This window comes from Methanocella arvoryzae MRE50, assembly GCF_000063445.1.
Lineage (GTDB): Archaea > Halobacteriota > Methanocellia > Methanocellales > Methanocellaceae > Methanocella_A > Methanocella_A arvoryzae.
Genome location: NC_009464.1, coordinates 2,746,517 through 2,767,756, shown reverse-complemented (window position 1 = coordinate 2,767,756; position 21,240 = coordinate 2,746,517). Strand labels below are relative to the sequence as shown.

Genomic DNA, 21,240 nt, shown 5'->3' with positions numbered 1-21,240 from the left:
AATATGGTTATCCATGATTGAGCACTATTTACATATACCTTTCGCGTTTGTCGCAGAGCCGTGAAACGTATAAAAAGAATATGCTGCCGCGACAGCCCGGCTACGGTATCGCCAGCCGGAATGTCCCAGACTGGAGGCCGTCCGGGACATCCTGCACAGGCCTGGCTTTTATACGTTTATGGTCTCGCCGTTCTGGACTGCACGCTCCGGCACGTCGACCTGGGAGGTCGAGTTACCAATGGTCAGAGTGTACTTGCCGGCAGGCGTCACAGCAGACGAATAGCCCGTCCCGTTCATCGCCTCGGTCGCATACGGCACGGTCAGCGTGAAGCTGCCGGAGGAGTCTGCGACTGCAGACTGCAGATACTTAAATGTCCTGTCCCCGGTAGTCAGATCGAGAGAGACAGTCACGGTGGTGCCCGGGTCAGCCGTTCCTGTGATGCTGGCACCTTTGACGACCTCAAAGACCTTCACCCACTTCGCGGGAGGCCGGGCGCCGTAGGCGATCATGGAGCCGTCCTGGCTGGCCAGCACCGGCTCTATGGCATCGACGTAATAACCGTAGGCTTCGGTGTAGTTCGCCACGTTGAAGGACCTGTCAAAGTAGATCGATCCGTCCCGCGTATCCAGCAGATTAACGTTGACGATATAGTCGCCTGGAGACTCGTACACCAGACGGAAGTGGTCCATATCGTTGGCGTCCTGGTAGTACAGCCGGTTCAGCATGCACTGCTCGTACTTCTGGCTGTTGACGGGAAGGGCTACGCTCGGCTGATTCTTGTAGAGCGGGAACTCTTTCTCCGTCATCCAGCCGTCCTTATCGTCGGCCCAGACGCTCATCGCTGCAACATAGCCATTGGCGTCCCGGTTTTCCACGACTACGTAGCGGCTGCCAAGGCTACGCAGGTTTGCGTACGCCTTACCCCCATCCGTAGCTAAAAAGAAAGGGGCGCTTCCGCAGGTATTGTTGTACTCGAGAATGCCCGCCTGGAAGGGATTGGCGTTAGGAATCCTGTGAGCGACGTAGGTAATGATGTGGCCGTAGTCCCACCAGCTCATGACGCCATAGGCAGAGGCCGGATAAGCATATGTATCCGAGTCTTTCGGCCGGTTGTAGGAACCGCTACTGTAGCGCAGCGTCGAAGATGCGTCGGAACCCTGAGGATCAGGAGTATTATTCTTCATCCACAGCAGCGTCTGATACCACTCGTGGTTGATACCTCCGGGCCCGTCCCGAGACATGAGCTCTGTAACCCCGGTGAAGAAGTATGCACCGGGATCTTTCGCAATGTCGACAGACGAGTAGGCACCGGTTGACAGAGAGGTAGCTGGCCAGGTGATGACTATCAGGGCGATTCCGGCAAGCGCTGCGAATCCGAGGACCTGGCCTGCGTGGCCCGAGACAAACCTGCCTATATCGTCCCCGGTTTTCACCTTCTTCCGCCAGTTCTGGGTAAACCTGTCCCAGTCGAAGGCCCTGAAGACGGCGTAGACAAAGTAGCCGGTCAGCAGCGCGGCATTCACCGCGAAGTAGTAAGCGAAGCGGTTCTGGGAAAACGTGGCCGCCAGCATGATCAGGTTCCACACCAGGAACAGCCACTCTGCCGGCCGGTTATCTTTGAAGGTGCGGAAAGCGATCATGGCGATGGCGACGATGGCGATGGGGAAGGTCCAGAAGAACATCCCCCAGAGCATGCTAAAGTCAATCTGGCCGGTCGCGGGGTTGATGTACGAAGGTGTGGCCTCCCTCACGACCAGCATGCCGCCGCTGGGGGTGAAAACATGGATGCCCGCCATGACCAGCCCGAAGATCTGCTGGGCAAAGAGGTAGAGGAACAGCATGCCTATGACTCCCGGCCCGAGCAGCGTGACCGGGAAGGTCCAGGGCTCTGCTTTAGTCTTTTTGTGCACCGCGGCCAGCCCGTAAACGGCGCCGACACCAGCCAGCGCCAGACCCAGGAAAAACGGCTGAGTCAGAGAGTAGTAAAGTAGCTGGAAGCTAAGGTCGGTCAGCGAGTATGGCAAGACCATGACTGCGGGTATCAGGAAAGTCGCCGAGGAGAGGATGAGCAGGTATTCCGTTTCCCGGTTCTTCACGTAGTCCACGACTGCCTGGATGACGAAGTACAGGAAGATGATCATACCTATGATCAGGCCGCCTGGCCAGGTCAGCATGTACAGGCCGAAGGAGAAGCCCGCCAGTACCCCGAAGCCCAGCGAGGTCAGGGCTCCCTTATCTCTGTTCTTGAGCTTCTCCAGGTTCAGCCCTGATGTTCGAGCATACTCCAGGGCATAGATCAGGAAAGCCACGGTCGCTACCGAGAACAGTACTTCCGCAATGTGGTGATCGGTGAAGCCGAGCATCGACCGGCCCAGGAACTGTCCGGGCAGCAGCGCGAGCGTAAACGCAGCGATGATACCCACGTTTCGGCTAAAGAGCTTTTTGCCGATGAAGTACACCGGCACTGCGCACAACATGCCCATGATCGCAGGAGTGTATGCGCCGATGGCATCAACCAGAGCTATGCTGGGATTACCCAGCCCCACGATCAATGAGGCCCCGGCAATGATCAGTGTCAGCAGAGGCCCGAAGTGGATCATGCTGCCGAACGGGTAGTGAGTGAAGGGATCATAGAAGATCCTCTCCGGGAAGTGGGTGACAGTCTCGTGGACGAGACGCATGTGGTAGACGGCGTCGTCGGAAGCAAAGTTGACATAGTTGCCTTCCCAGCCGGTGAACACCTGGCCATACGATGGTACGACCCGGAGATACAGCATCAGCGCCATAATCCCGAGAAGCGCCAGCGGATAAGCCCAGGCTATAGACTTTGCATAGGCTGCCAGATCAAAAGGCTGCCGGGAGGTGGTTTCGCTCACCTGCACTGTTTTTTCGATCGCCGGTACAGGCTCCTCTACTTTTACCGATGGTCCGGTCTGCGATGCCTGTCTCTCCACAACACCAGGCTTCTTCGGCCTGACTTGACCGGCCTGCCTGCCCCGCCCCCTGTCAGTTTTAGCCATATGCTCACCCAATACTCGCTCGACATATTATTGGTTAAGCATCAATAAGCGCTGTTATATATTTACCTTTCGGGCTATTATCGAATAAATAATAAATAGGAGGATTCCGCTACTCAATGAGCTTAGCGTACTTTTCCACTATCTCTTCCCACCCGCGCTTCGGCGGCTCGAACGGCCCCGGCTTATCATCCAGCACCTTGAGGATAGCGTCTTTTATAGCTGAGATGTTTCCGGGCTCTATAAAATATGTGCCCGCGTAATCGGCCAGAGATTCCTGGAGGCCGCCCACCTTTGAGACGATGATCGGCTTCCCGAAGGTCATGGCGATGTGGGCCACCCCGCTCTGTGAAGCCCGGAGATAGGGCAGTACTACGATGTCCGCAGCCGAGAAGTACTTCGCCACCTCGTCGTCGGAAACGTACCGGTCCAGCAGCACGATGCGATCTTTGTACGGGCACTCCTCGATTGCCCTGACGACGGATTCCCGGTCTTCCCATATCTCTCCGACCAGCAACAGCCTTGATTTTGTGGCGACGTCGGCCGGCAGTTCCCCGAAAGCCCTGATGAGGTTAGGAATGCCCTTGTACGGCCGGATCAGCCCGAAGGACATGATCACCTGCTCCTGCCCGATACCGATGGACTTCCGGGCTTCGGCCCGGTCGACAGCCTTATATTGATCGTAGAGGCCGTGGGGGATGACCAGGATACGCTCTGCGCTCATCCGGTATTTCTCTGCCAGCAGGTTCTTGTCCGAGTCCGAGTGAGTCACGAAGCCGTTAGCCCTGCGGATCAGCAGGCGCCCCATCACCCGGGAGTACAGGCGGATAGGCAGAATGGACTCCTCGAACGGATCCACCACCTCGTGAAACTCGAGGATGATCTTCGCCCTTAGCCGGAGGTTGATCAGGCAGATGATCATGTGCATGTGAGCGGCGGAAGATGTCCACCACTGAAGAATTATCGTGTCCGGCTTCTCTCTCAGCAGGAATTTATAAGCCCAGTACCAGGTCAGCGGGTTGTTCCAGTCCATGCCGTCGAACACCGCTACATCGTGCCCGAAGTTCAGGTCAGACAGATCCTGGCCCACGTGCTTGTGTCCCGGAAAGAGAAACTTCGGCAGCAGATTGCGGAAACAAACGACCGCCACACCATATTTTGCGGCCAGCGCGTTAGAAAGGCGAATCGTATAGTAGCTGATACCGCTGAGAAATTTTTTGGACGGGCCTACGACGCAGATTTTCTTCCCCGACATGACATGCACCGATGTTGTAAGCATAAGAGTCTCGTTGATTTATACACTTTTCTCCCTGCGGGCAAGAGTATTTCTGGCTTGCCGAAACATATTTAACCCGCTCATCATAAAGGATACTCGCCTATGAGAATCGCCCAGGTCTGCCCGCGCTACCCGCCGTACATCGGCGGTGTCGAGACTCACGTGTCCGAGATCAGCGGACGGCTCGCAAGGGCAGGCCATGAGGTGACGGTGATCACCACAGACCCGGCCGGCAGGTACCCGCCCGAAAGCGTGATCGACGGAGTCAGGGTGCTGAGATTTCCGGCTTTTGCCCCGGGTGACGCATATTACTTCTCCTCAGCCTTATACAGGCATATGAAAAAGAGCCGGGATTACGATGTGGTGCACGTCCACGGCTACCACGCATTTCCCGCGCTGCTGGCGTCGGGCACTAAAGCCCCGATGTTCGTCTTCACCCCCCACTACCATGGAAAGGGCCACACCCCTCTCAGGAACCTGTTATTAAAGCCTTACAGGCTCGCTGGCAGCCGGGTTTTCCGCAGGGCCGACTCAGTCATCTGTGTCTCTGAATTCGAGAAAGGCCTGGTGTGCCGGGATTTCGGGTGCGACGGCAGAGTGAAGGTCATCCCGAACGGGGTCGTCAAGCGCGAGTTTGCCGGGCTGAAGCCCGCCGGAAAAGAAAAAGTAATATTATATGTGGGCAGGCTGGAGCAGTACAAAGGCGTCCAGTACGCCATCAGGGCCTTGCGGGAACTGCCTGACTACCGCCTGCAGATCGTCGGTAAAGGCCCGTATAAGGAAGCCCTGGCCAAGGAAGCCTCTGATATGGGGGTCTCGGATAGAACAGAGTTTCTCTCGGGACTGACCCGGGAGGAGCTGTTAAGGTGCTACGGATCTGCTACAGTCACAATCATGCTGTCGAAGTACGAGGCTTACGGCATCACGGTCGCTGAGGCGCTGACGGCGGGCGTGCCCACTATCGTAGCTAATGGTTCGGCATTGACCGAATTCGTGGACGGCAGGCTCTGCAGGAGCGTTGACCTGCCGGTAGCGCCGGAACTGCTGGCAGACATGATCAGGAAGGCCGAAAGAGTACCGTATGCGAAGGAAATCCTGGACTGGGATGACGTCGTACGCAGGCTGCTGGCCGTTTACCAGGAGGGATAAGAGTGAAGATCGGTATTGTCGTGCCATATTTCACCCCGTATGTCAGGGGCAACGAGTACGGGCTGGCAGATGGCCTCGCCAGGCTGGGACAGGACGTCACGGTCCTCACGTCGACGGGTAAGGCACCCCGGGAAAAAATGCTTAAGACAGACTACAGGACGGAGAATTCAGAGCCGTTCAAGGTCAGGTACCTCCGGACTCTTGTAGATTTAGGTGAACTGCCACTGACACCTTCAATCCTCGGTGAAATCCGCCGGGGAGGCTACGATGTGCTGCTCTTGCAGGAGGACTATCAGCCGATATGTCACCTTGCCAGCTTCGCCGCCAGAATGAGCGGAATTCCCACCGTGCTTTCGACCGAGCGTACGTATTTTCCGGCAGGATTTAAGAGGCTCGTACTCGGCGGCTTTGACCTGACACTCAACGCGTACACAAGGAAGAGTGCTACAGTATATACCGCTCACTGTAACGCGGCCAGGGCTTTCGCAGAGGAGCACCTGCGGGTGCCGGCCGGCAGGATGAGGGTAGTAAACGTCGGCGTCGACTCCGGCATCTTCCGGCCCACGGAAGGCAAGACGCCCCTCACCGAAGGCAAGTTTAAGATACTGACGGTGGCGAGGCTGCACCCGTACAAAGGCCTCGACACGCTTATCAGGGCCATGCAGATCGTCGTGAAGAAAGCGCCGGGCGCAGTCCTGTATATTATGGGCAGAGGCCCGCAGGCAGATGAGCTGAAAATGCTGGCTGCAGACTTAGGTGTATCCGACGTGGTGCGATTCGTGGAGACGCCGGTACCTAACACCGAGATGCCTGCCGTGTACTCCAGCGCCGACCTGTACGTGCAGCCAAGCGTGGTCGAGCCGTACGGCATCGCAGTGCTGGAGGCCATGGCCTGCGGCAAGCCGACGGTGTGCAGCGACATCGGGGGCATGAGGGACACAGTCGCCCACGGCGAGACCGGTTTCCTGGTGCCGCCTTCCGATCCGGAGGCACTTGCCGAGAAAATCGTGCTGCTGGCCGGGAACCGGGAGAGAGTGGCGGAGATGGGCACTGCTGCCAGGAAGCGTATCGTAGAGAAGTTCGACTGGCCTGTGATCGCTATGCAGTATCTGGAGATCGCCCGGGAGATCGCCGGCAGGAGCGGTAAATAACATGGATGTAGCTTTTGTCACCACCAGGCTGGTCGAAAAAGATGCCCAGGGCAACTTTACCGAGGCCACGCTCAGAGAGCTGAGAAAGCGCTGTGGCAAGGTTACGCTGTTCACGTTCGCCTACGAGCGCAGCCCAGTCGAGGGAGTGGACATCAGGTACGTCGGGGGCAGTAACGGCCACAGTATCGGCGCCAATGTCAGGGCGCTCCTCAGTACTGGAAAGCTGGCCAGAGAGCTGGCAACCTACGATCTCCTCGTCCTGGCCGGCCCGGACGTGGGAGTGCTTCCTGCAGTACACAGGGCTAAGAAGCTCAACCCCCGGATCAGGCTGTTCTGGGTCTACCATAGCCTGACTCCTTCCGAGTTCCTGCCATCGCTGAAAGACAGGCTGCTGACAATGGCGAGAAAACGGGCGTACCTGTGGTCGATGATGCGTAGCGATACAGTCCAGACCTTCAGCTTTTACGTCAAGTCTGAGCTGCTGGCGGAGGGGATAGAAGACAGCCTGATTAGGCCTGAGCCCTTCGCTATCGATACGAGAGCATTTGCCACGGGAGATAAGCGGAAGATAAGGGCTAAACATGGCCTGGAGTCTGACTTCGTCCTGTTATATGTCGGCAGGCTCGCCCCGGCGAAACGTGTAGACAGGCTGATTGAGGCAATGAAAGGGCTTGACGGAGATATAGCCCTGGTGATCGTCGGCGGAGGCCCGGAGCGAGAGCGGCTGGAAACGATGGCAAAAGCCTCAGGCAAGAAAGTAATCTTTGCCGGCAGGGTGCCAGACGAAGAACTGCCAGACTACTATGCGGCCTGTGATACATGGGTGACAGCGAGCGAGCACGAAGGCTTCTGCGTGCCGATCGTCGAGGCGATGGCCGCAGGAAAGCCGGTGGTAGTGCCGTTTGCAGGCGCTATGCCCGAGACAGCAGGGGACGCCGGCCTGATCTACGAGCAGGGCAACACCCGGGATATGGTCGCCTGTATCCAGTGTCTGAGAGAAGACAGGAAGTACTACGAGTCACTCGCGGGCCGGGCAGTCGACTCTGCGAAATACTTCGACATAGGCCGTGTCATGCCGGCCTATGTAGAGACTATATGTAACAGTGGACGGAGATAACTTTTGGAAACACTGAGCTTCTGCCTGGCTAACTATTCGCTGAGCAAGGGTAACGGTATAGACGTCACGGTAGCCGAGTTTGCGAAAGAGCTCGCCAGATATCACAACGTGAAGATAGCGGTCATTAAAAGTGACATGGAAGTCCCTGGCGTGGAGGTTACCAGTTATCCGGCCAACAGGCCCTGGAAGATGCGCGCTGTGGCTAGAGAGCTGGACAGCCAGCGGTTTGACTATATCTCCACGAACTATCTGCCGTTCGACGGGGTGGCCACATTCATGCGTACGCCACACCTGCTTCAGGACCACGGTGTAGCACCCCTGAGGTCGATGATGCACAACCGGGGGGAGTTCATGCTGTGGACGGAAGTCCACATGTTCCGCCTGTTCTCCGCGTGGAAGGCCGCTATGGTGCTGCCCATTTCCAGGTATATAGGCGATGGTTTCAGACGCCGGTACCTGTACAGAGGCCCGATGGAAATCCTGCCGTCGGGCATTGAGTTCCGGGATGCGGAGCCAGCACCTGAGGCAGAGAAGTACGGTCGCTACGTGCTCTACGTAGGACGCCACACCCCGTACAAAGGTGTCGATCAACTGATAGAGATCTTTGGCGAAGCGAGAAAGGAACTCGGCGAGGATGTGCACCTCGTCACGATCGGCCGGGCGGACCCAGGATATGGTGAAAAGCTGCAGGCGCTGGCCAGGAAAGCGGGTAACGTCCACATGCTCGGCTACGTGCCGGACGTGTGGCGGTATTATGCCGGGGCCACAGTCTACGCTACCTGCTCCGCCTGGGAAGGGGAAGACAGGCCGGTGATCGAGGCACAGTACATGAGAAAGCCAGCCGTATCATTTGATAACTGCTCTCACCCGGAAGTCGTGTACTACGGCACTCTGGCCAAAAACAGGGAGGAGTTTAAAGATGCCCTCGTCAAGCACCTGTCTGACGCCAGGGAGGATCCGGGAGTAAGACAGAAAGTCGTCGACCGGTTCTCCACGAAGAGCACTGTCAGGCAGTATCTGGATATTATCAAAAAAATGGAAAACAAGGGCTAGATAAACAGCCCTTCCAGCGCCGCTTTCCAGATGAGCTTCGCCCGGCCTGAATTGCCGGATAAGAGCGCCCGGAGAGAGTTGTATGCGACGAACTTGCCAAAATAGTATGGCAGGAAGAAAGCTAGCCGGACCGGACTGGCGTTCCTGCGCTCGAAGGCAAGCATGTTCCGCTGGCCGTAGAAGAGCTGCAGATCCTTAATTTTGCCGGTAGTGCTGGAGACCTTATGCCAGACCTTCGCTTTAGGGGCCATGACGATGCGGTACCCCGCCCGGCGAGCCCGGGAGCAATAGTCGCTATCCTCGTAGTAGAGGAAGAAAGGCTCATACAGCACGCCGATCTTCTCGATGACCTCTCGCCTGATGAGCATTGCGCACCCTGAGACGAAATCTGTATCTGTGGTATGATCGTACTGTCCCACGTCTTTTTCGAGATCGCCGAGGTGCTGCGTCCAGCCTTTCCAGTAGTTGACCTTGCCGCCGGCGAACCAGAGCCGATCCGGCTCTGAGTAATAGTATATTTTGGCGCTGGCGATGCCGATCTTCGGATCGGCCTCGGCGACTTTGATCAGCTCGTCGAGGAAGTCCGGGGCGACCTCTGTGTCGTTGTTGAGGAGGAGCACGTAGTCAGCGCCCTGTTCGAGAGCCAGCCGGATGCCGGGGTTATTGCCGCCGGCAAAGCCCAGGTTTTTGTCGTTCTGCACGACAGAAATGCCCGGGTAAGCACGGTGCAGGATTTCAAGGGAATCGTCGGTAGAGCCGTTGTCCAGGACGAGAGTGAAAAAGTTGCTGTAGCTGAGTTTTTCCAGCGAGCGGAGGCAGTCAACTGTTACCGTACCGTTGTTCCAGTTAAGTATCACAATGGCAACTTGGGGTGGCATGTACAAGATACGTCCACCAACCACTATTTCTCTACCAATATAATCTTATCTTTTCGGGTAGAACACAAAGGATTATCTATTAATACACTAAGTAAATGCAGAATAAAGTAATTGTAGGTTATAATTCGCCCGGGGTAACGTGATTATGGTGGATAGACGGCTTGTATTTGCAACCTTTTTTCCCGGCTGCGAAAACATCCACCTGACTAAAGACGTGGGTATGATACCCTATGTACTATACAAGAATCACGGCTACGATTCGTATCTCATCAGTTATCGTAATGGGGACTACCCCTATCTACAAACAGAAGTGCCCGGGCTCCGGCTTATCTTCCTGAAGAAAGGTCCGTGGCACCTTCTGAGAGAATGGACGCTGGCGATCTTTAAAAAAGGCCTGATCGTCAGGGGTATCGAGGCACTATGCACGGCACTGGACGCCCTGCCGGTCATGCTCCGAATGGGTCGTATGATCGACGTGCTTCAGCTTTACCACCTGAAGGACGAGTCGATCGTGATCGGCTGGATCTACAGGCTGGTCAATCCACGTGGAAAACTATACCTCAAGCTGGACATCAGCTCGGAAGTTGTGGAGGAGTTCGAGCGCAGGGGCAAAGACGGAACGAGGAGCTCGCGCATTTACGAGTCGCTTAGCTTTGATCTTATTACTGCCGAGACTAGACACGCGGTGAAAGTGCTCACTGAGAACCACCTTTACTACAAACATAAAAATGTCTGTTATATACCCAACGGCACCAGTGTAAAAACACTAGAAACGTTCCGGAGAGAGGTGGCTAAGGAGAGAATTGTGCTGCATGTAGGCAGACTGGGCAACCCACAAAAAGGGACAGATATAGCACTCGAGGCTTTCTCCCGGGTTGCCGCTGAATTCCCGGCCTGGAAGCTGGTGCTGGTAGGACCGGTAGAGAGCTACTTCCCCGGAGAACTGGAGGACTTTTTCGTCCGACACCCGGAGCTCAGGTCCCGGGTAGACTGTGTCGGGTTCCTGGAGCACCGGGAGCAGGTATTCGACTACTACCAGAGAGCGAAGATTCTGCTGATGCCATCGAGGTTCGAGGGCTTTAGCCTTGCATCCCTCGAGGCCGCCTACTTTGGAGATGTCATCCTGGGCAGTGACATTCCATCCATTAAGGAACTAACGGATTATGGTAAGTTGGGCTACCTGTGCCCTGTCAAGGATATCGAGTGTTTTGCACAAAAATTAGGGTACATGATGAGCCATGAGGGAGAGATCGAGGATAAATCGGCTGCTAACGCGTCATTCGTAATAGACAACTACGACTGGAAGGTCATCTGCGGCACGCTGGATAGACTAATAAGAGAGACGATAGCCGGAAAAGGCAAATCTGGATAAGTTTGTCGAGATCTTACGTACACACAGGCAGTGCATCTGATGGGAAACGCTAGCGTCATAATAAAAAATACCACTGTGTTGTTGGCAGCTCAGTTCGTAAACATGCTGCTGAGCTTTCTCTACATAGCCTACACAGCCAGATACCTCGAAACTGACGGCTTTGGAGTCATTAACGTGGCTCTGTCAGTCACGACCATCCTGGGTGTGATAGTCGATCTCGGGATCAACTCTTACATCACCAGGGAAGTGTCAAGAGATAAGGCGCTGGTTAATAAGTTCGTCACCAACATTCTGGTATTGAAACTGGCGCTCGCGATCATATTTTTCCTCGCGCTTCTCGCTTATGTGCTCATCACAGGTACATCGTGGCAGACATCATTGGTGGTTTGCATCTTCGGCTTCTCAACTGTATTTCTGGCCATTACAGCCATCTTCAACTCGATTTTCCAGGCATTCGAAAAAATCGAGTACCAGTCTGTGGGATCAGTGCTAGGCAATCTGTTGCTGATCCTCGGGGCGCTATTCGCCATCAACCAGAATTTCGATGTGGTAGGCTATTCGATGGTCTATTTCACCTCTAACCTGATAGTTGTCTTCTATTGTCTGGCCGTGTACTCGTTGAAGTTCGCCAGGTTCAGCCTGAGGATAGATCCCGGCTTTATCAGGTCGACACTTAAAGAAACAGTGCCCTTCGCGCTGGGGATGTTCTATGGAACTATATACTACTATGCAGGCTCGGTGATGCTGTCGTTGATGAAGGGAGACTCCGAGCTGGGCATTTTCAGTGCAGCCTACAGACTGTTCCTCTTCATCCTCTTCATCCCCCAGGTTTTCAGTATGTCATTATTTCCGGCTATGTCGAGGTTCTTCGTCACCTCTGCGGACCACCTGAACATGGCCTTTTTCAAGTACCTGAAGTACATGGCGATGGTAGGCATACCAATGGCGATCGGGGGAACTCTCCTTGCCGATAATATCATCCTTTTCGTGTTCAAGGAGGGATATGTGCAATCGATAATCGTGCTACAAATCATCATTTGGGCCGCCTTATTCATCTTTTTAAGTAGTGCCTACGGCTGCCTGTTCATGTCCACCAACAGGCAGAAAACCACCACCAACATCGCTGGCGTATGCATGTTGGTCTACCTGGCCCTTAACATCATACTGATCGACAGGTTCAGCTACGTTGGCCTGGCCTGGAGCACGATGATAGCGGAATTCGTATCGATGGCATTATACTTCATACTGAGCTATCGCATAGGATACGGCCTGAGCAGAGAGATACTAGTCGATCTGATTAAGGTTGCCATAGCAAGCCTGATCATGGGAGCATTTGTAATACTTGTGAAGAGCTTCTACGTCTTTGCGGTCATCGCAGCAGCTATTGTTCTCTATACAGCCATATTGTATATCCTCGGATGTATAGACAAAGACGATATAGCTCTGGTAAAAAGCATAATCACGACTAAGATCCCGATGATTAGAAAAGCCCTGAGAGGTTAGGGTTATATACATTATAGATAATCGTTGTTACTGGTTGAGGCATGACTATGAAGGTAGCCATTGTACGCGGCAGTAACATGAATCCCTTTGAGATGCAGTCCTACGAACCGCTTGCATCCGGCTACGATTTGACCGGCTTCGCATCGTATATCAATAATTATGACATTAAGCGTATCCGTTTTCCAGTGAAAAAGTTGCACATCATGGAAGAATACTACGAACGTCTGCCATGGCCTGGAAAATCGCTTGCCTACGGCATGCTGTTGCCTTACGGCGGCAACTATAGAATGATCGGGCTGGAGAAGGAACTCGCCAGTATGGACATACTTCACGCGGCGGAGACCTATAACGGCTATTCCTACCAGGCCGCCCGGGTGAAAACAGGAATGAAGAAGAAGCTGGTCCTGACCGTCTGGGAAAACGTACCTTTTCTTACCCTGCACAGGTTCAGAGGCGGGCTGAGCAACGAGAAGGTCGTCAGCTATGTCAGAGATAATACAGATATATTCATAGCTGTCACTGAGCGTGCGAAAAATGCCCTGATCATCGAAGGTGTGAACGAAGAGCGTATCCGGGTAGTGCCAGCAGGTATAGATACGGACCGGTTTACTCCGGGGCCTGCAGATGAGGGCTTGTTAAAGACACTGGGCATTTCAGGCGACGATTTCACTATCCTGTTCGTCGGGCGCCTGACCCGGGAAAAAGGGATATATGACATGCTATATGCTGCCCGACTGGTGTCGAGAGATCCGGATCTGAGTAAGGTGAAATTCCTCATCGCAGGAGACGGGCCGGAGAAAAGTGCGATGAACGCAGCAATAAAGAAGCTGGGAATCGAGGACAGGGTAAAGCTGGCCGGAAACTTCACTTACGACGAGATACCGGGGCTATATCGTATAGCCAAGGCATTTCTCCTGCCCAGCATCCCTGTCCATTGGTGGCAAGAGCAGTTCGGGATGGTGCTGGTTGAGGCGATGGCTTCCGGCTTACCGGTGATCTCGACGATGAGTGGCTCGATCCCCGAAGTGGTAGGTGACGCAGGCCAGCTGATCCAGCCCGCTGATCCGGTCTCGATCTACGATGCGGTAAGAGAGTTGAGCAAAGACGAAGCGTATTGTAAAAGCCTTGCTATGAAGGCCAGGAAAAGGGCTGTCGAACAGTTCGGCCTCGACAGGGTTTCCGCTTTGCTTAGATCCGCCTACAGTGAACTCCAGTAACACTTAATCCTGTCATCTTATTTTTTCATACACCGTAGCCAGGGGCAGCCCCTGTACTTTTGTCTCGTAGATGACCCGGAACTCCGACTGGTTGAACTCGAAAGGATGATACCGATCATTATCCTGATTGGTGATCAGGTATCTGACGTCGGGGGTCAGCTGCTTATCGTCGATGTTCCAGAGGATGTAGGTGTGGTTCTTCGCATAGTATTCCACAGGGGTGTTAGGCCTGGCCGCAACGAACACTGTCGAGCCTGGTGGAGCGTACTTCTCCAGGTAAAGCACGCTGTCATACAGCCCCTCTCCCCACCACGAAAACTCATAGTTCCTCTGCTCGTAAGCAGATGCCGGCCCTCCCGACACATAATTATAGTAATCGAGGTAGTAGGGGGCCACCGATAAAAGCGAAGCGATCAGGCAGAGCAGGGTTATCCCCGTAATGGCGCTAAACAGCATACCGCTCTCGATCTTTTTCAGGCGACCGGCCAGGTAGACGGCAATTCCATCAATACCTACAGCGCAGAGTATGGCAAGTGCCGGGTAGATCATCAGGAGATAGCGCATGCCATCCTGGATAAAAGAGGTAAAATTATAGCTGAAAGGCACGATGAGCCACAACAGGAGAGCCCACATTGTGGTACCCCGACACTTCAGAGCGATCGCTCCCCCTGCCAGTGCCAGCAGCAACAGCGCCTCCGGAGTCGTCACCAGGAAATATACCAGGTAATAATATTTCGGGGGCACCTGTAGCTGGCCCAGGAAATACTCCTCGGGTATGTATGTCCAGTGAGTCAGCGAGTGGATCAGGTGATTAAACGTATCAGTCCAGAGCCACGGCCATGCTACGAACATAGTGATAGCAGCGGTGGACAGAAAGAGTAGTGTAGGAACTACAGGAATATAATAAGCTCCGAGTTTCAGAACATCCCCGAGACCCCTTATCTGCACTGGTTTTAGTTCAGTCTGACCTTCGTTCAGCTTCTGGTGTCGGTGGATCAGGAAGAGCAGGAACAGCACTGGCAGTATGATGAGGCCATTGTATTTCGTGTCGATGAGTAACCCGAGGGAGATAGCTGAAGCGATGTAGTAGGCAGGCTTTTCCGTTTTTAAAGCCAGCAGGAAGAGGTACATGGTCAGAGTAAAGAACAAAGCCACCGGACCATCGACCGCCGCTATCTGAGTATGGGCAACAAACACTGGTGTCAGCGCCAGGATGAGGGCTGAAGCCACGGCGATGCGCCGGGATAAAAACTCCCTGCAGAACAGGTACACCAGCACGCACACTGCTGCGCCAACCACGGTACTGGCCGCTTTCGCTATGACAAACGTCTCGTAGTCCACAGTCTTGTGTAAAAACAGCCCCAGGGCAAAGGCATATATGTATTTGCTGATCGGCCCGTGTTCGGCTACCAGCGACCATGCATCACCGCTGAAGTTGAGAGTCAGGAAATTATGGGCGTACTTCATCCCGGCAATTACGGTCAGGGGCTCATCCCAGGTTATCCCGGCGTCCATCAAGCCGTACAGCCTGACACCGAGAGCTATTACGAGGATTAGGCCGATAAAGAAGAGATCGTACCGGTACTTTCTCAAAGCGGCAGTAAAACGATCCGCGCTGGCGGATGCGGATCGTTTTTCAGGATCTATGTTCGGGCGCATGGTAATGATGAATCCGGTGACAGGTATTTAACCATTTTCAAGCTGGCTTCGGACAATTCAGGCTCTGCCGGAACCACTCGATCGTCAGCTGCAATCCTTCGTCGAGCCCGACTTCCGGCTCCCACCCCAGCAGCCTCTTCGCCTTTCCAATATCAGGTCTGCGCTGCATGGGATCGTTCTCTGGCAGCGGCCTGAACACGATCTCGCTGCTGCTGCCAGTTATGGCCTTGATCTTCTTCGCGAACTCCAGCACAGTCATCTCCGTGGGGTTGCCGAGGTTGATAACCTCGCCCCTGACATCCCGGTTCATCGCGAGGTATATCCCCCGAACCAGGTCCGACACATAGCAGAAGCTGCGGGTCTGGCTGCCTTCACCGTAAACAGTCATCGGCTCCCCGGCCAGCGCCTGCATGGTGAAGTTCGGCACCACCCGCCCGTCATCCGGGCGCATTCTCGGGCCGTAAGTGTTGAAGATCCGGATGATCCTGCCATCGAGCCCGTGGTACCTGACGAAGGCCATGGTGAGCGCTTCGGAAAACCGCTTGGCTTCATCATAGCAGCCCCGGGGACCGATCGGGTTGACGTTACCCCAGTAGGTCTCAGGCTGGGGGCTGATAGTCGGATCGCCGTAGCTCTCCGATGTCGAGGCTTCCAGGAACCGGGCTTTCTTTTCCAGGGCCAGCTGGATCATATTGTACGTGCCGAGGCTGTTGGTCATCAGGATCTCTTCCGCCTGGGTGAAGAAGTCCACCGGAGACGCCCTCGAGGCCAGGTTGTACACAAAATCGATCTTGCCGTCGATCTGCAAGGGCTCCCGGATGTCATGCCGGATGAACCTGAACCGATCGTTGCCCATGACCCCGCCTATATTTTCGAGGCGCCCGCTGCCGAGGTTGTCGACTGCTATGACGTTCTCGCCTTTCCCGAGCAGGTATTCGCAGAGGTGAGAGCCGATGAAGCCCGAGCCACCCGTAACCAGCGATGTCACTGTCATGAATATCACCTAAAACTCAATTGTGGAAGAATCCCCGATGTTCAGGGAGTTGGCTTTTCCGGAAATGATCGCTCCGTCACCGACGATGGACGAGCGAAGGGCCATCCGCCTGATTTCGGCATGCGAGCCGATGATGCTGTCCTCGATGATGGAACTCGTAATTCTGGCCCCGTCTGAAATTGAGACGTTAGGCCCAATGATAGAGTTCTCGATCTCGACGTCCTGTCCCACGCATACCGGTTCGATCAGGATAGAGTTCCGGGGCTTCCAGCTCATCTTACTCTTTTCAGCCAGCAGGAGCCTGTTGACCTCGAGCAGCGACTCAGGCCTGCCGCAGTCGTACCAGCTGCTCACTTCGAAAGGTTTATAGTCCGAGCCTGCCTCGATGGCCTTCTGGAGCGCGTCGGTCAGCTGCACCTCTCCCTCACCCCTGTTTTCAACCACTTTTTCTAGAGCCCTGATCAGCCCGGGCGTATCGTCTATAAAGTAGACGCCCGCGATGCCGAGCCGGGAGGAGGACTTCTTCGGCTTTTCCACCATCTTCTTGATCGTGCCGTCGCCATTGAGGAATACGATGCCATAGTGGCTCGGGTTATCGATTTCCTTTACCCCGATAGAGCCTGAGCACTTTCCGTTGCACGCGTGCAGCCTGGCAAAGTCGCTGTACCCGCCCTTGAATATCATATCCCCGAGCGCTATCATGATCGGAGCATCGTCGATCGCTTCCCGGGCCACGTATATCGAGTGCCCGAGGCCCAGCTGCTGATCCTGGTGGACATACGTGATCTTCTTAAAAATACCGCAGTAATGCTCATCTACATAGTCGATGAGCTTCTCTTTCATATACCCGACCACAATGATCAGCTCGTCAGGCTGCAGATCGACGGCCTTGTCGAGGATGTGGCCGATGATCGGCTTACCGGCCACGTATACCATAGGCTTGGGCTTTGTATACGTGTGGGGGTAGAGCCGCTTTCCGGCGCCTGCTGCGGGTATGACCACCTTCATTTCAGACTCCTCTAAGATTGCCAATGGCCTGCATGTTATATACTTTTATCGCCGCCTGCCAAGGATAAAGGCAAGAAGGAGCATGCCGATGGCTGCCATGACTCCCGGGAACGGGGTCTGGACAGGGGTGGCCACCTGATCTCCCGGTACTGCCGGGAGCACATCAGAAGTGGCCGGTGCAGGCGAGGGAGAGGGCAATGCTGCGGAGGTTTTGAAAGCGATGACCTGTCCGGCCAGAGTGCCGATCACCAGGCGTCCGCCCGCAATTACGGGAGACGCGAAGGTCACTCCGCCGAGGTCTGTGCCCCACAAGCCCGATCCGTCCTCTCTGTCGAGGGCGAATATCCAGCCGTCCTGGGTAACTCCATAGATCGAGTCGCCGGATATAGTAAGCGTCGAGTACATCGGCCCGTAGAACCCAGAGGCCCACTTCAGCGTTCCATTATCCGCGTGGAACGCCTTCACATAACCGCCATACGTGCCAACGACAACCGTGCCTTGCTCCGGATCTGCCGAAGGCGTGGTGTCTGCCCTGTAGCCCAGGTCAGCCTGCCAGAGTACTGCCCCTGAAGCCTCGTCGAACGCGAAGAGTTCGCCGCCGCGGGTGGCGATGAAGACCTTGCCGTCGAAGATCATGGGGGAGGCGTGTATCTGGCTGGCTGTATCGTAAGACCATACTACGTTGCCCGTCGCCGCGTCCAGCGCGTAGACGTGGCCGTCATGCATGCCGATGAAGACTTTGCCCTGATCGCCGGCGGGTGAGGCCTGAGTCGTGTTACGCTCCAGCTTCCAGACAACGTTGCCAGTGGCCAGATCCAGTGCGTAGAAGTTGCTGCCATCAGTACCAGCGTAAACCCGGCCATCGTAGACCAGCGGCGATGAGTACATGCCGTCGCCTACAGGCGTTTTCCATACGAGCGACCCGTCCGATATGCGGACCCGGTAGACGTGGCTGTCATACGAGCCGAAAACCAGAGTATCGTTCGCCAGCGCGGGCGTATTCTCAATGGAGCCGTCAGTCCTGAAAATCCACTGCACCTTACCAGTGGCCAGGTCGGCCGCAGTCAGAGCGTTCCCCGCGCCGTTCGCATAATAGACAGTATTGCCGTGGATCACCGCAGAGCCGATGATACCGCTGCCTACGTTGTTCACCCAGGCCGCCTCGAGGGGAGGAGACAGTTTTTCGCCAGTATAAGAGGTGTGCTGCACATTCTTCCTGACCATTGTCCAGTCCTCTGCGATCGCCTGAGCGGGCACGGTAGCCAGCATGGCGAGGAGTAATGCAATTGCCAGTGCTTTTCTCACTTCACATACCTCCGGCGGTAATGGTCCTGCCATCGGTGACAGCATCCTCCGGCACCTGGACCTTTACTGTCCCTGCGCCCGAGGTGATTGTGTATTCAGGGCCTGTCCGGACGTCGCCAGCCATGCCGGTCGGGTAAGGCACGGTAAAGCTGTAGGCCCCGGAGGAGTCGGCTGTGGCGATGCTATTATAAATTCTGGTAGTGTCCCCGCAAGTCACGTTCAGCCTGATCTCCACTTTAGCGCCGGGCTCCGATGTGCCGGAAATGGTCGCACCCCTGACGTACTCGAAGATCATGACAGGATCTACGCCATCGGTGATATACAGGAGCCGGTAGTGCTCAAGGCCGTTCTGGAGCCCTCCGATCGGGCTCATGCCGCCACAGCCCCACCCGTACCAGAGCCGGGAAAACATCGTGCCGTAGTACCGGTCGTTCCCTTCGTAGGCGATTTCCGACCTGTACGGCTGAGGCATCCGGTAGGTCATGAAGTACCGGGAAGGATCCTCGCCGGCAAGCGTCGGCATGTTCTCGAACGTTCCGATGCTGTAGCCGAGAGTGCCCGAGGTCATACGCTTGTCTATCATCACATAGCGGCTGTTATGCTCATCCATGATCTGATTGGCGGAGGCCTCGTCCTGGGCAATGAAATACCTGGAACAGGCATCGATGCCGGTCTGGAAATTATTAGAGACTGCAGGCCGCTCAGCCCGGTACAGGATAAAGTTGCCGTCGTCCCACCAGTTCATGACGCTGTACTCGGGCCTGGCGCTCATGTTTGCCGAATAGGTGAATGAAGTAGCGGGCGAATTGTCTTTGAGCCACAGCGCCGCCTGGTTCCAGTCCATGGTATAGGGCTCCGGAGTCGTATACCGGGTATAGGAAGCGTAAGCCGTAGGCGCGAGCAGCAGCAGTAAGAGGACAGCGGCGACTATCAGCAGAGGCGGGACTTTTACAGGATTGCGAGCCCGGCTTTGCTCTTTTACAGGCTTGCGAAGCCCTTCGAGCAGCTGTTCCAGCCCGGCAGTAGCCAGGATCTTATACATCCCGTAGCCCGCATATATTGCCACGCAAGCCCCGAGAAGGTAGATGAACCGGGATTGCAGCAGCCCGAGAACGATAATGGCCACCGACCAGGTGAGGAAAAAGATCTCCTCGTTAGAAGGCCGCCTGGCCGGGAACAGATAGATGAACCATGCCATCCCCACAATGGCCAGCAGCACTGCCGAGGAGAGGAAAGCTTCGATGAGGGTCAGCGAAAACTGCCCTGTCCAGTAGAGCAGCGGCGCCACTTCGGAGATTGATGAGAGAACGAGGCTCCCGCTCCGCAGGAAAGTGAGGCCGGCTTCCAGGTTATGGAATACGGCCGGCAGGAAAGTTTTGACGACGAGCGCTCCGATAGCGCCCAGTATGACGATACCCGCGGGAAGGACAAACCATGGTGCTTTAGCCCTGGCTACGGCCAGGCGCAGGCCTTCCATGCACAGGAAAAATCCGGCCAGGCCGGCCATTAAAATCAGATGGAAGAGAGACAGGTGTATGGCGCTGATCTCGAATCGCATGCCATGGTAGCTGGTAACCGCTGCCGGACCTACGAGGAGGAGGGCTACGACTGCAGTGACGATGCCGACTGAAGAGAGATATTCAGAGCTATCCTTTCTCCACGCATCGACGGTGTACTGTAGCAGCGAGTAAAGAACGATAATGCCGAGAAAGATAGGCGCCCCATCCCAGGCGAAGACCATGGCAGCCGTGGCTACGCCGGCGAGGGCAGCGTAGATCACCGGCTCCCGGTTCTGCGTCAGGTTCCGCAGCGTCAGCCCCTGCGCCTTTGCCCGGGACACCGCCCGCATGAAGAGCACGTATGTAGTCAGCGAGAGCAGGACTTCCAGCACGTGGTGGTCGACGTATCCGAAGCTGGCCCGGAAGATGGAGGCCGGCAGGATGGCCATGACGAACGCCGCCAGCAGCGCTACCTTCTCGTTAAAGACGTCCCTGACGAAGAAGTATGCAGCCACGATGGCAAGCAGGCCGAGGCCCACCGGCAGTAAGGCCGACACGATCTCGATGGTAAAAGTGTCAGGATTGCCGAGGCCGACGATCAAGGCCAGGGTAGCTCCCATCACATCGAGGAGCGGCGGCCAGCCCACGAAGAAGCCGTGTGGGTAGTTCACATACGGGTCGAACACGTTGGTGAACGGGAAATTTTCGACGGCGTAGGTGATCCTGCGCATATGATAGTAAGGGTCGAACTCTGCGAACAGCACGTAGCCATCCCGGATGGCATAGGTAGAGGGCAGCATCCTGAAAGCCAGGCCTACGGCGAGGATGCCCAGCAACAGAAAACTGGAAAGCGACAGCTTCATAGAAAGTATTTTGCTTGCCAGAGAGGCCTGAGTCTGCGGCGCTTCCGGATTCAGGGCGGCAGCAGGCATTTCCGCGGCGGGTTCCTGAGTAGAAGAGGTAACTGCCACGGTTTTGTCGATCGTGACCTCAGGGAGCTTCTGTTTAGGTGCACGTGACTTCTTCTTCGAAGAGCTCATG

The 21,240-nt window shown here is 55.4% G+C and carries 15 protein-coding genes; 7 read left to right on the top strand and 8 right to left on the bottom strand.

The genetic code is table 11. The features are described 5' to 3' along the window. Positions 1 to 168: 168 nt before the first annotated feature. The gene (locus RCI_RS13530; protein ID WP_012037018.1) at positions 169 to 3,021 is read right to left on the bottom strand and encodes an oligosaccharyl transferase, archaeosortase A system-associated; all 2,853 of its coding nucleotides are present in this window, start codon (positions 3,019 to 3,021) and stop codon (positions 169 to 171) included. Between the two features lie 109 nt (positions 3,022 to 3,130). Beyond that, on the bottom strand, positions 3,131 to 4,273 hold the full coding sequence (locus RCI_RS13525) for a glycosyltransferase (protein ID WP_012037017.1): 1,143 nt from the start codon (positions 4,271 to 4,273) through the stop codon (positions 3,131 to 3,133). Between the two features lie 123 nt (positions 4,274 to 4,396). Here RCI_RS13525 and RCI_RS13520 point away from each other — a divergent pair, with 123 nt between their 5' ends. Genes RCI_RS13520 through RCI_RS13505 form a run of 4 tightly spaced genes read left to right on the top strand, consistent with a single transcriptional unit; the run spans position 4,397 to position 8,764 of the window. Next, entirely contained in the window at positions 4,397 to 5,443 is a 1,047-nt protein-coding gene (locus RCI_RS13520; RefSeq protein ID WP_012037016.1) for a glycosyltransferase family 4 protein, read from the top strand. A 2-nt stretch (positions 5,444 to 5,445) separates the two neighbouring features. Continuing rightward, positions 5,446 to 6,594: a glycosyltransferase family 4 protein gene (locus RCI_RS15990; protein ID WP_012037015.1), complete on the top strand. Its 1,149-nt coding sequence runs from the start codon at positions 5,446 to 5,448 to the stop codon at positions 6,592 to 6,594. Between the two features lies 1 nt (position 6,595). After that, positions 6,596 to 7,711: a glycosyltransferase family 4 protein gene (locus tag RCI_RS15985; protein WP_012037014.1), complete on the top strand. Its 1,116-nt coding sequence runs from the start codon at positions 6,596 to 6,598 to the stop codon at positions 7,709 to 7,711. A gap of 3 nt (positions 7,712 to 7,714) precedes the next feature. Further along, positions 7,715 to 8,764 (top strand): glycosyltransferase family 4 protein, encoded by a 1,050-nt coding sequence (locus RCI_RS13505; protein ID WP_012037013.1) that lies wholly within the window; start codon positions 7,715 to 7,717, stop codon positions 8,762 to 8,764. Here the strand turns inward: RCI_RS13505 and RCI_RS13500 are convergent. Then, complete coding sequence (locus tag RCI_RS13500) at positions 8,761 to 9,642, bottom strand: glycosyltransferase family 2 protein (protein WP_012037012.1); 882 nt, start codon at positions 9,640 to 9,642, stop codon at positions 8,761 to 8,763. The genes RCI_RS13505 and RCI_RS13500 overlap by 4 nt on opposite strands. 145 nt (positions 9,643 to 9,787) lie before the next feature. On the opposite strand from RCI_RS13500, the gene RCI_RS13495 reads away from it, so the two are divergent. The 3 genes from RCI_RS13495 to RCI_RS13485 are packed head-to-tail and all read left to right on the top strand — an operon-like array spanning position 9,788 to position 13,734. Beyond that, the gene (locus tag RCI_RS13495; protein ID WP_048198661.1) at positions 9,788 to 11,014 is read left to right on the top strand and encodes a glycosyltransferase family 4 protein; all 1,227 of its coding nucleotides are present in this window, start codon (positions 9,788 to 9,790) and stop codon (positions 11,012 to 11,014) included. Positions 11,015 to 11,053: 39 nt separating this feature from the next. Next, the gene (locus RCI_RS13490; protein WP_048198659.1) at positions 11,054 to 12,517 is read left to right on the top strand and encodes a flippase; all 1,464 of its coding nucleotides are present in this window, start codon (positions 11,054 to 11,056) and stop codon (positions 12,515 to 12,517) included. A gap of 47 nt (positions 12,518 to 12,564) precedes the next feature. Further along, on the top strand, positions 12,565 to 13,734 hold the full coding sequence (locus RCI_RS13485; protein ID WP_148266754.1) for a glycosyltransferase: 1,170 nt from the start codon (positions 12,565 to 12,567) through the stop codon (positions 13,732 to 13,734). Positions 13,735 to 13,746: 12 nt separating this feature from the next. Here the strand turns inward: RCI_RS13485 and RCI_RS13480 are convergent, their stop codons facing one another. Genes RCI_RS13480 through RCI_RS13460 form a run of 5 tightly spaced genes read right to left on the bottom strand, consistent with a single transcriptional unit; the run spans position 13,747 to position 21,239 of the window. After that, positions 13,747 to 15,393, bottom strand: a complete 1,647-nt coding sequence (locus RCI_RS13480) for a glycosyltransferase family 39 protein (protein WP_012037008.1) — start codon at positions 15,391 to 15,393, stop codon at positions 13,747 to 13,749. A gap of 37 nt (positions 15,394 to 15,430) precedes the next feature. Then, positions 15,431 to 16,387, bottom strand: a complete 957-nt coding sequence (locus tag RCI_RS13475) for a UDP-glucuronic acid decarboxylase family protein (RefSeq protein ID WP_012037007.1) — start codon at positions 16,385 to 16,387, stop codon at positions 15,431 to 15,433. A 9-nt stretch (positions 16,388 to 16,396) separates the two neighbouring features. After that, positions 16,397 to 17,395, bottom strand: a complete 999-nt coding sequence (locus RCI_RS13470) for a sugar phosphate nucleotidyltransferase (protein WP_012037006.1) — start codon at positions 17,393 to 17,395, stop codon at positions 16,397 to 16,399. 45 nt (positions 17,396 to 17,440) lie between these two features. After that, a complete protein-coding gene (locus tag RCI_RS13465; RefSeq protein WP_012037005.1) occupies positions 17,441 to 18,700 on the bottom strand; it encodes an outer membrane protein assembly factor BamB family protein in 1,260 nt (419 codons plus the stop codon). Between the two features lies 1 nt (position 18,701). After that, complete coding sequence (locus RCI_RS13460) at positions 18,702 to 21,239, bottom strand: oligosaccharyl transferase, archaeosortase A system-associated (RefSeq protein ID WP_012037004.1); 2,538 nt, start codon at positions 21,237 to 21,239, stop codon at positions 18,702 to 18,704. Position 21,240 lies beyond the last annotated feature (1 nt).

Excerpts from the sequence above, each read along its gene's own strand:
- RCI_RS13475 (WP_012037007.1), bottom strand. The coding sequence starts at position 16,387 with ATGACAGTGACATCGCTGGTTACGGGTGGCTCGGGCTTCATCGGCTCT.
- RCI_RS13500 (WP_012037012.1), bottom strand. The coding sequence starts at position 9,642 with ATGCCACCCCAAGTTGCCATTGTGATACTTAACTGGAACAACGGTACG.
- RCI_RS13495 (WP_048198661.1), top strand. The coding sequence starts at position 9,788 with ATGGTGGATAGACGGCTTGTATTTGCAACCTTTTTTCCCGGCTGCGAA.
- RCI_RS13485 (WP_148266754.1), top strand. The coding sequence starts at position 12,565 with ATGAAGGTAGCCATTGTACGCGGCAGTAACATGAATCCCTTTGAGATG.
- RCI_RS13460 (WP_012037004.1), bottom strand. The coding sequence starts at position 21,239 with ATGAGCTCTTCGAAGAAGAAGTCACGTGCACCTAAACAGAAGCTCCCT.
- RCI_RS13470 (WP_012037006.1), bottom strand. The coding sequence starts at position 17,395 with ATGAAGGTGGTCATACCCGCAGCAGGCGCCGGAAAGCGGCTCTACCCC.
- RCI_RS13520 (WP_012037016.1), top strand. The coding sequence starts at position 4,397 with ATGAGAATCGCCCAGGTCTGCCCGCGCTACCCGCCGTACATCGGCGGT.
- RCI_RS13480 (WP_012037008.1), bottom strand. The coding sequence starts at position 15,393 with ATGCGCCCGAACATAGATCCTGAAAAACGATCCGCATCCGCCAGCGCG.
- RCI_RS13530 (WP_012037018.1), bottom strand. The coding sequence starts at position 3,021 with ATGGCTAAAACTGACAGGGGGCGGGGCAGGCAGGCCGGTCAAGTCAGG.
- RCI_RS13525 (WP_012037017.1), bottom strand. The coding sequence starts at position 4,273 with ATGTCGGGGAAGAAAATCTGCGTCGTAGGCCCGTCCAAAAAATTTCTC.
- RCI_RS13490 (WP_048198659.1), top strand. The coding sequence starts at position 11,054 with ATGGGAAACGCTAGCGTCATAATAAAAAATACCACTGTGTTGTTGGCA.
- RCI_RS15985 (WP_012037014.1), top strand. The coding sequence starts at position 6,596 with ATGGATGTAGCTTTTGTCACCACCAGGCTGGTCGAAAAAGATGCCCAG.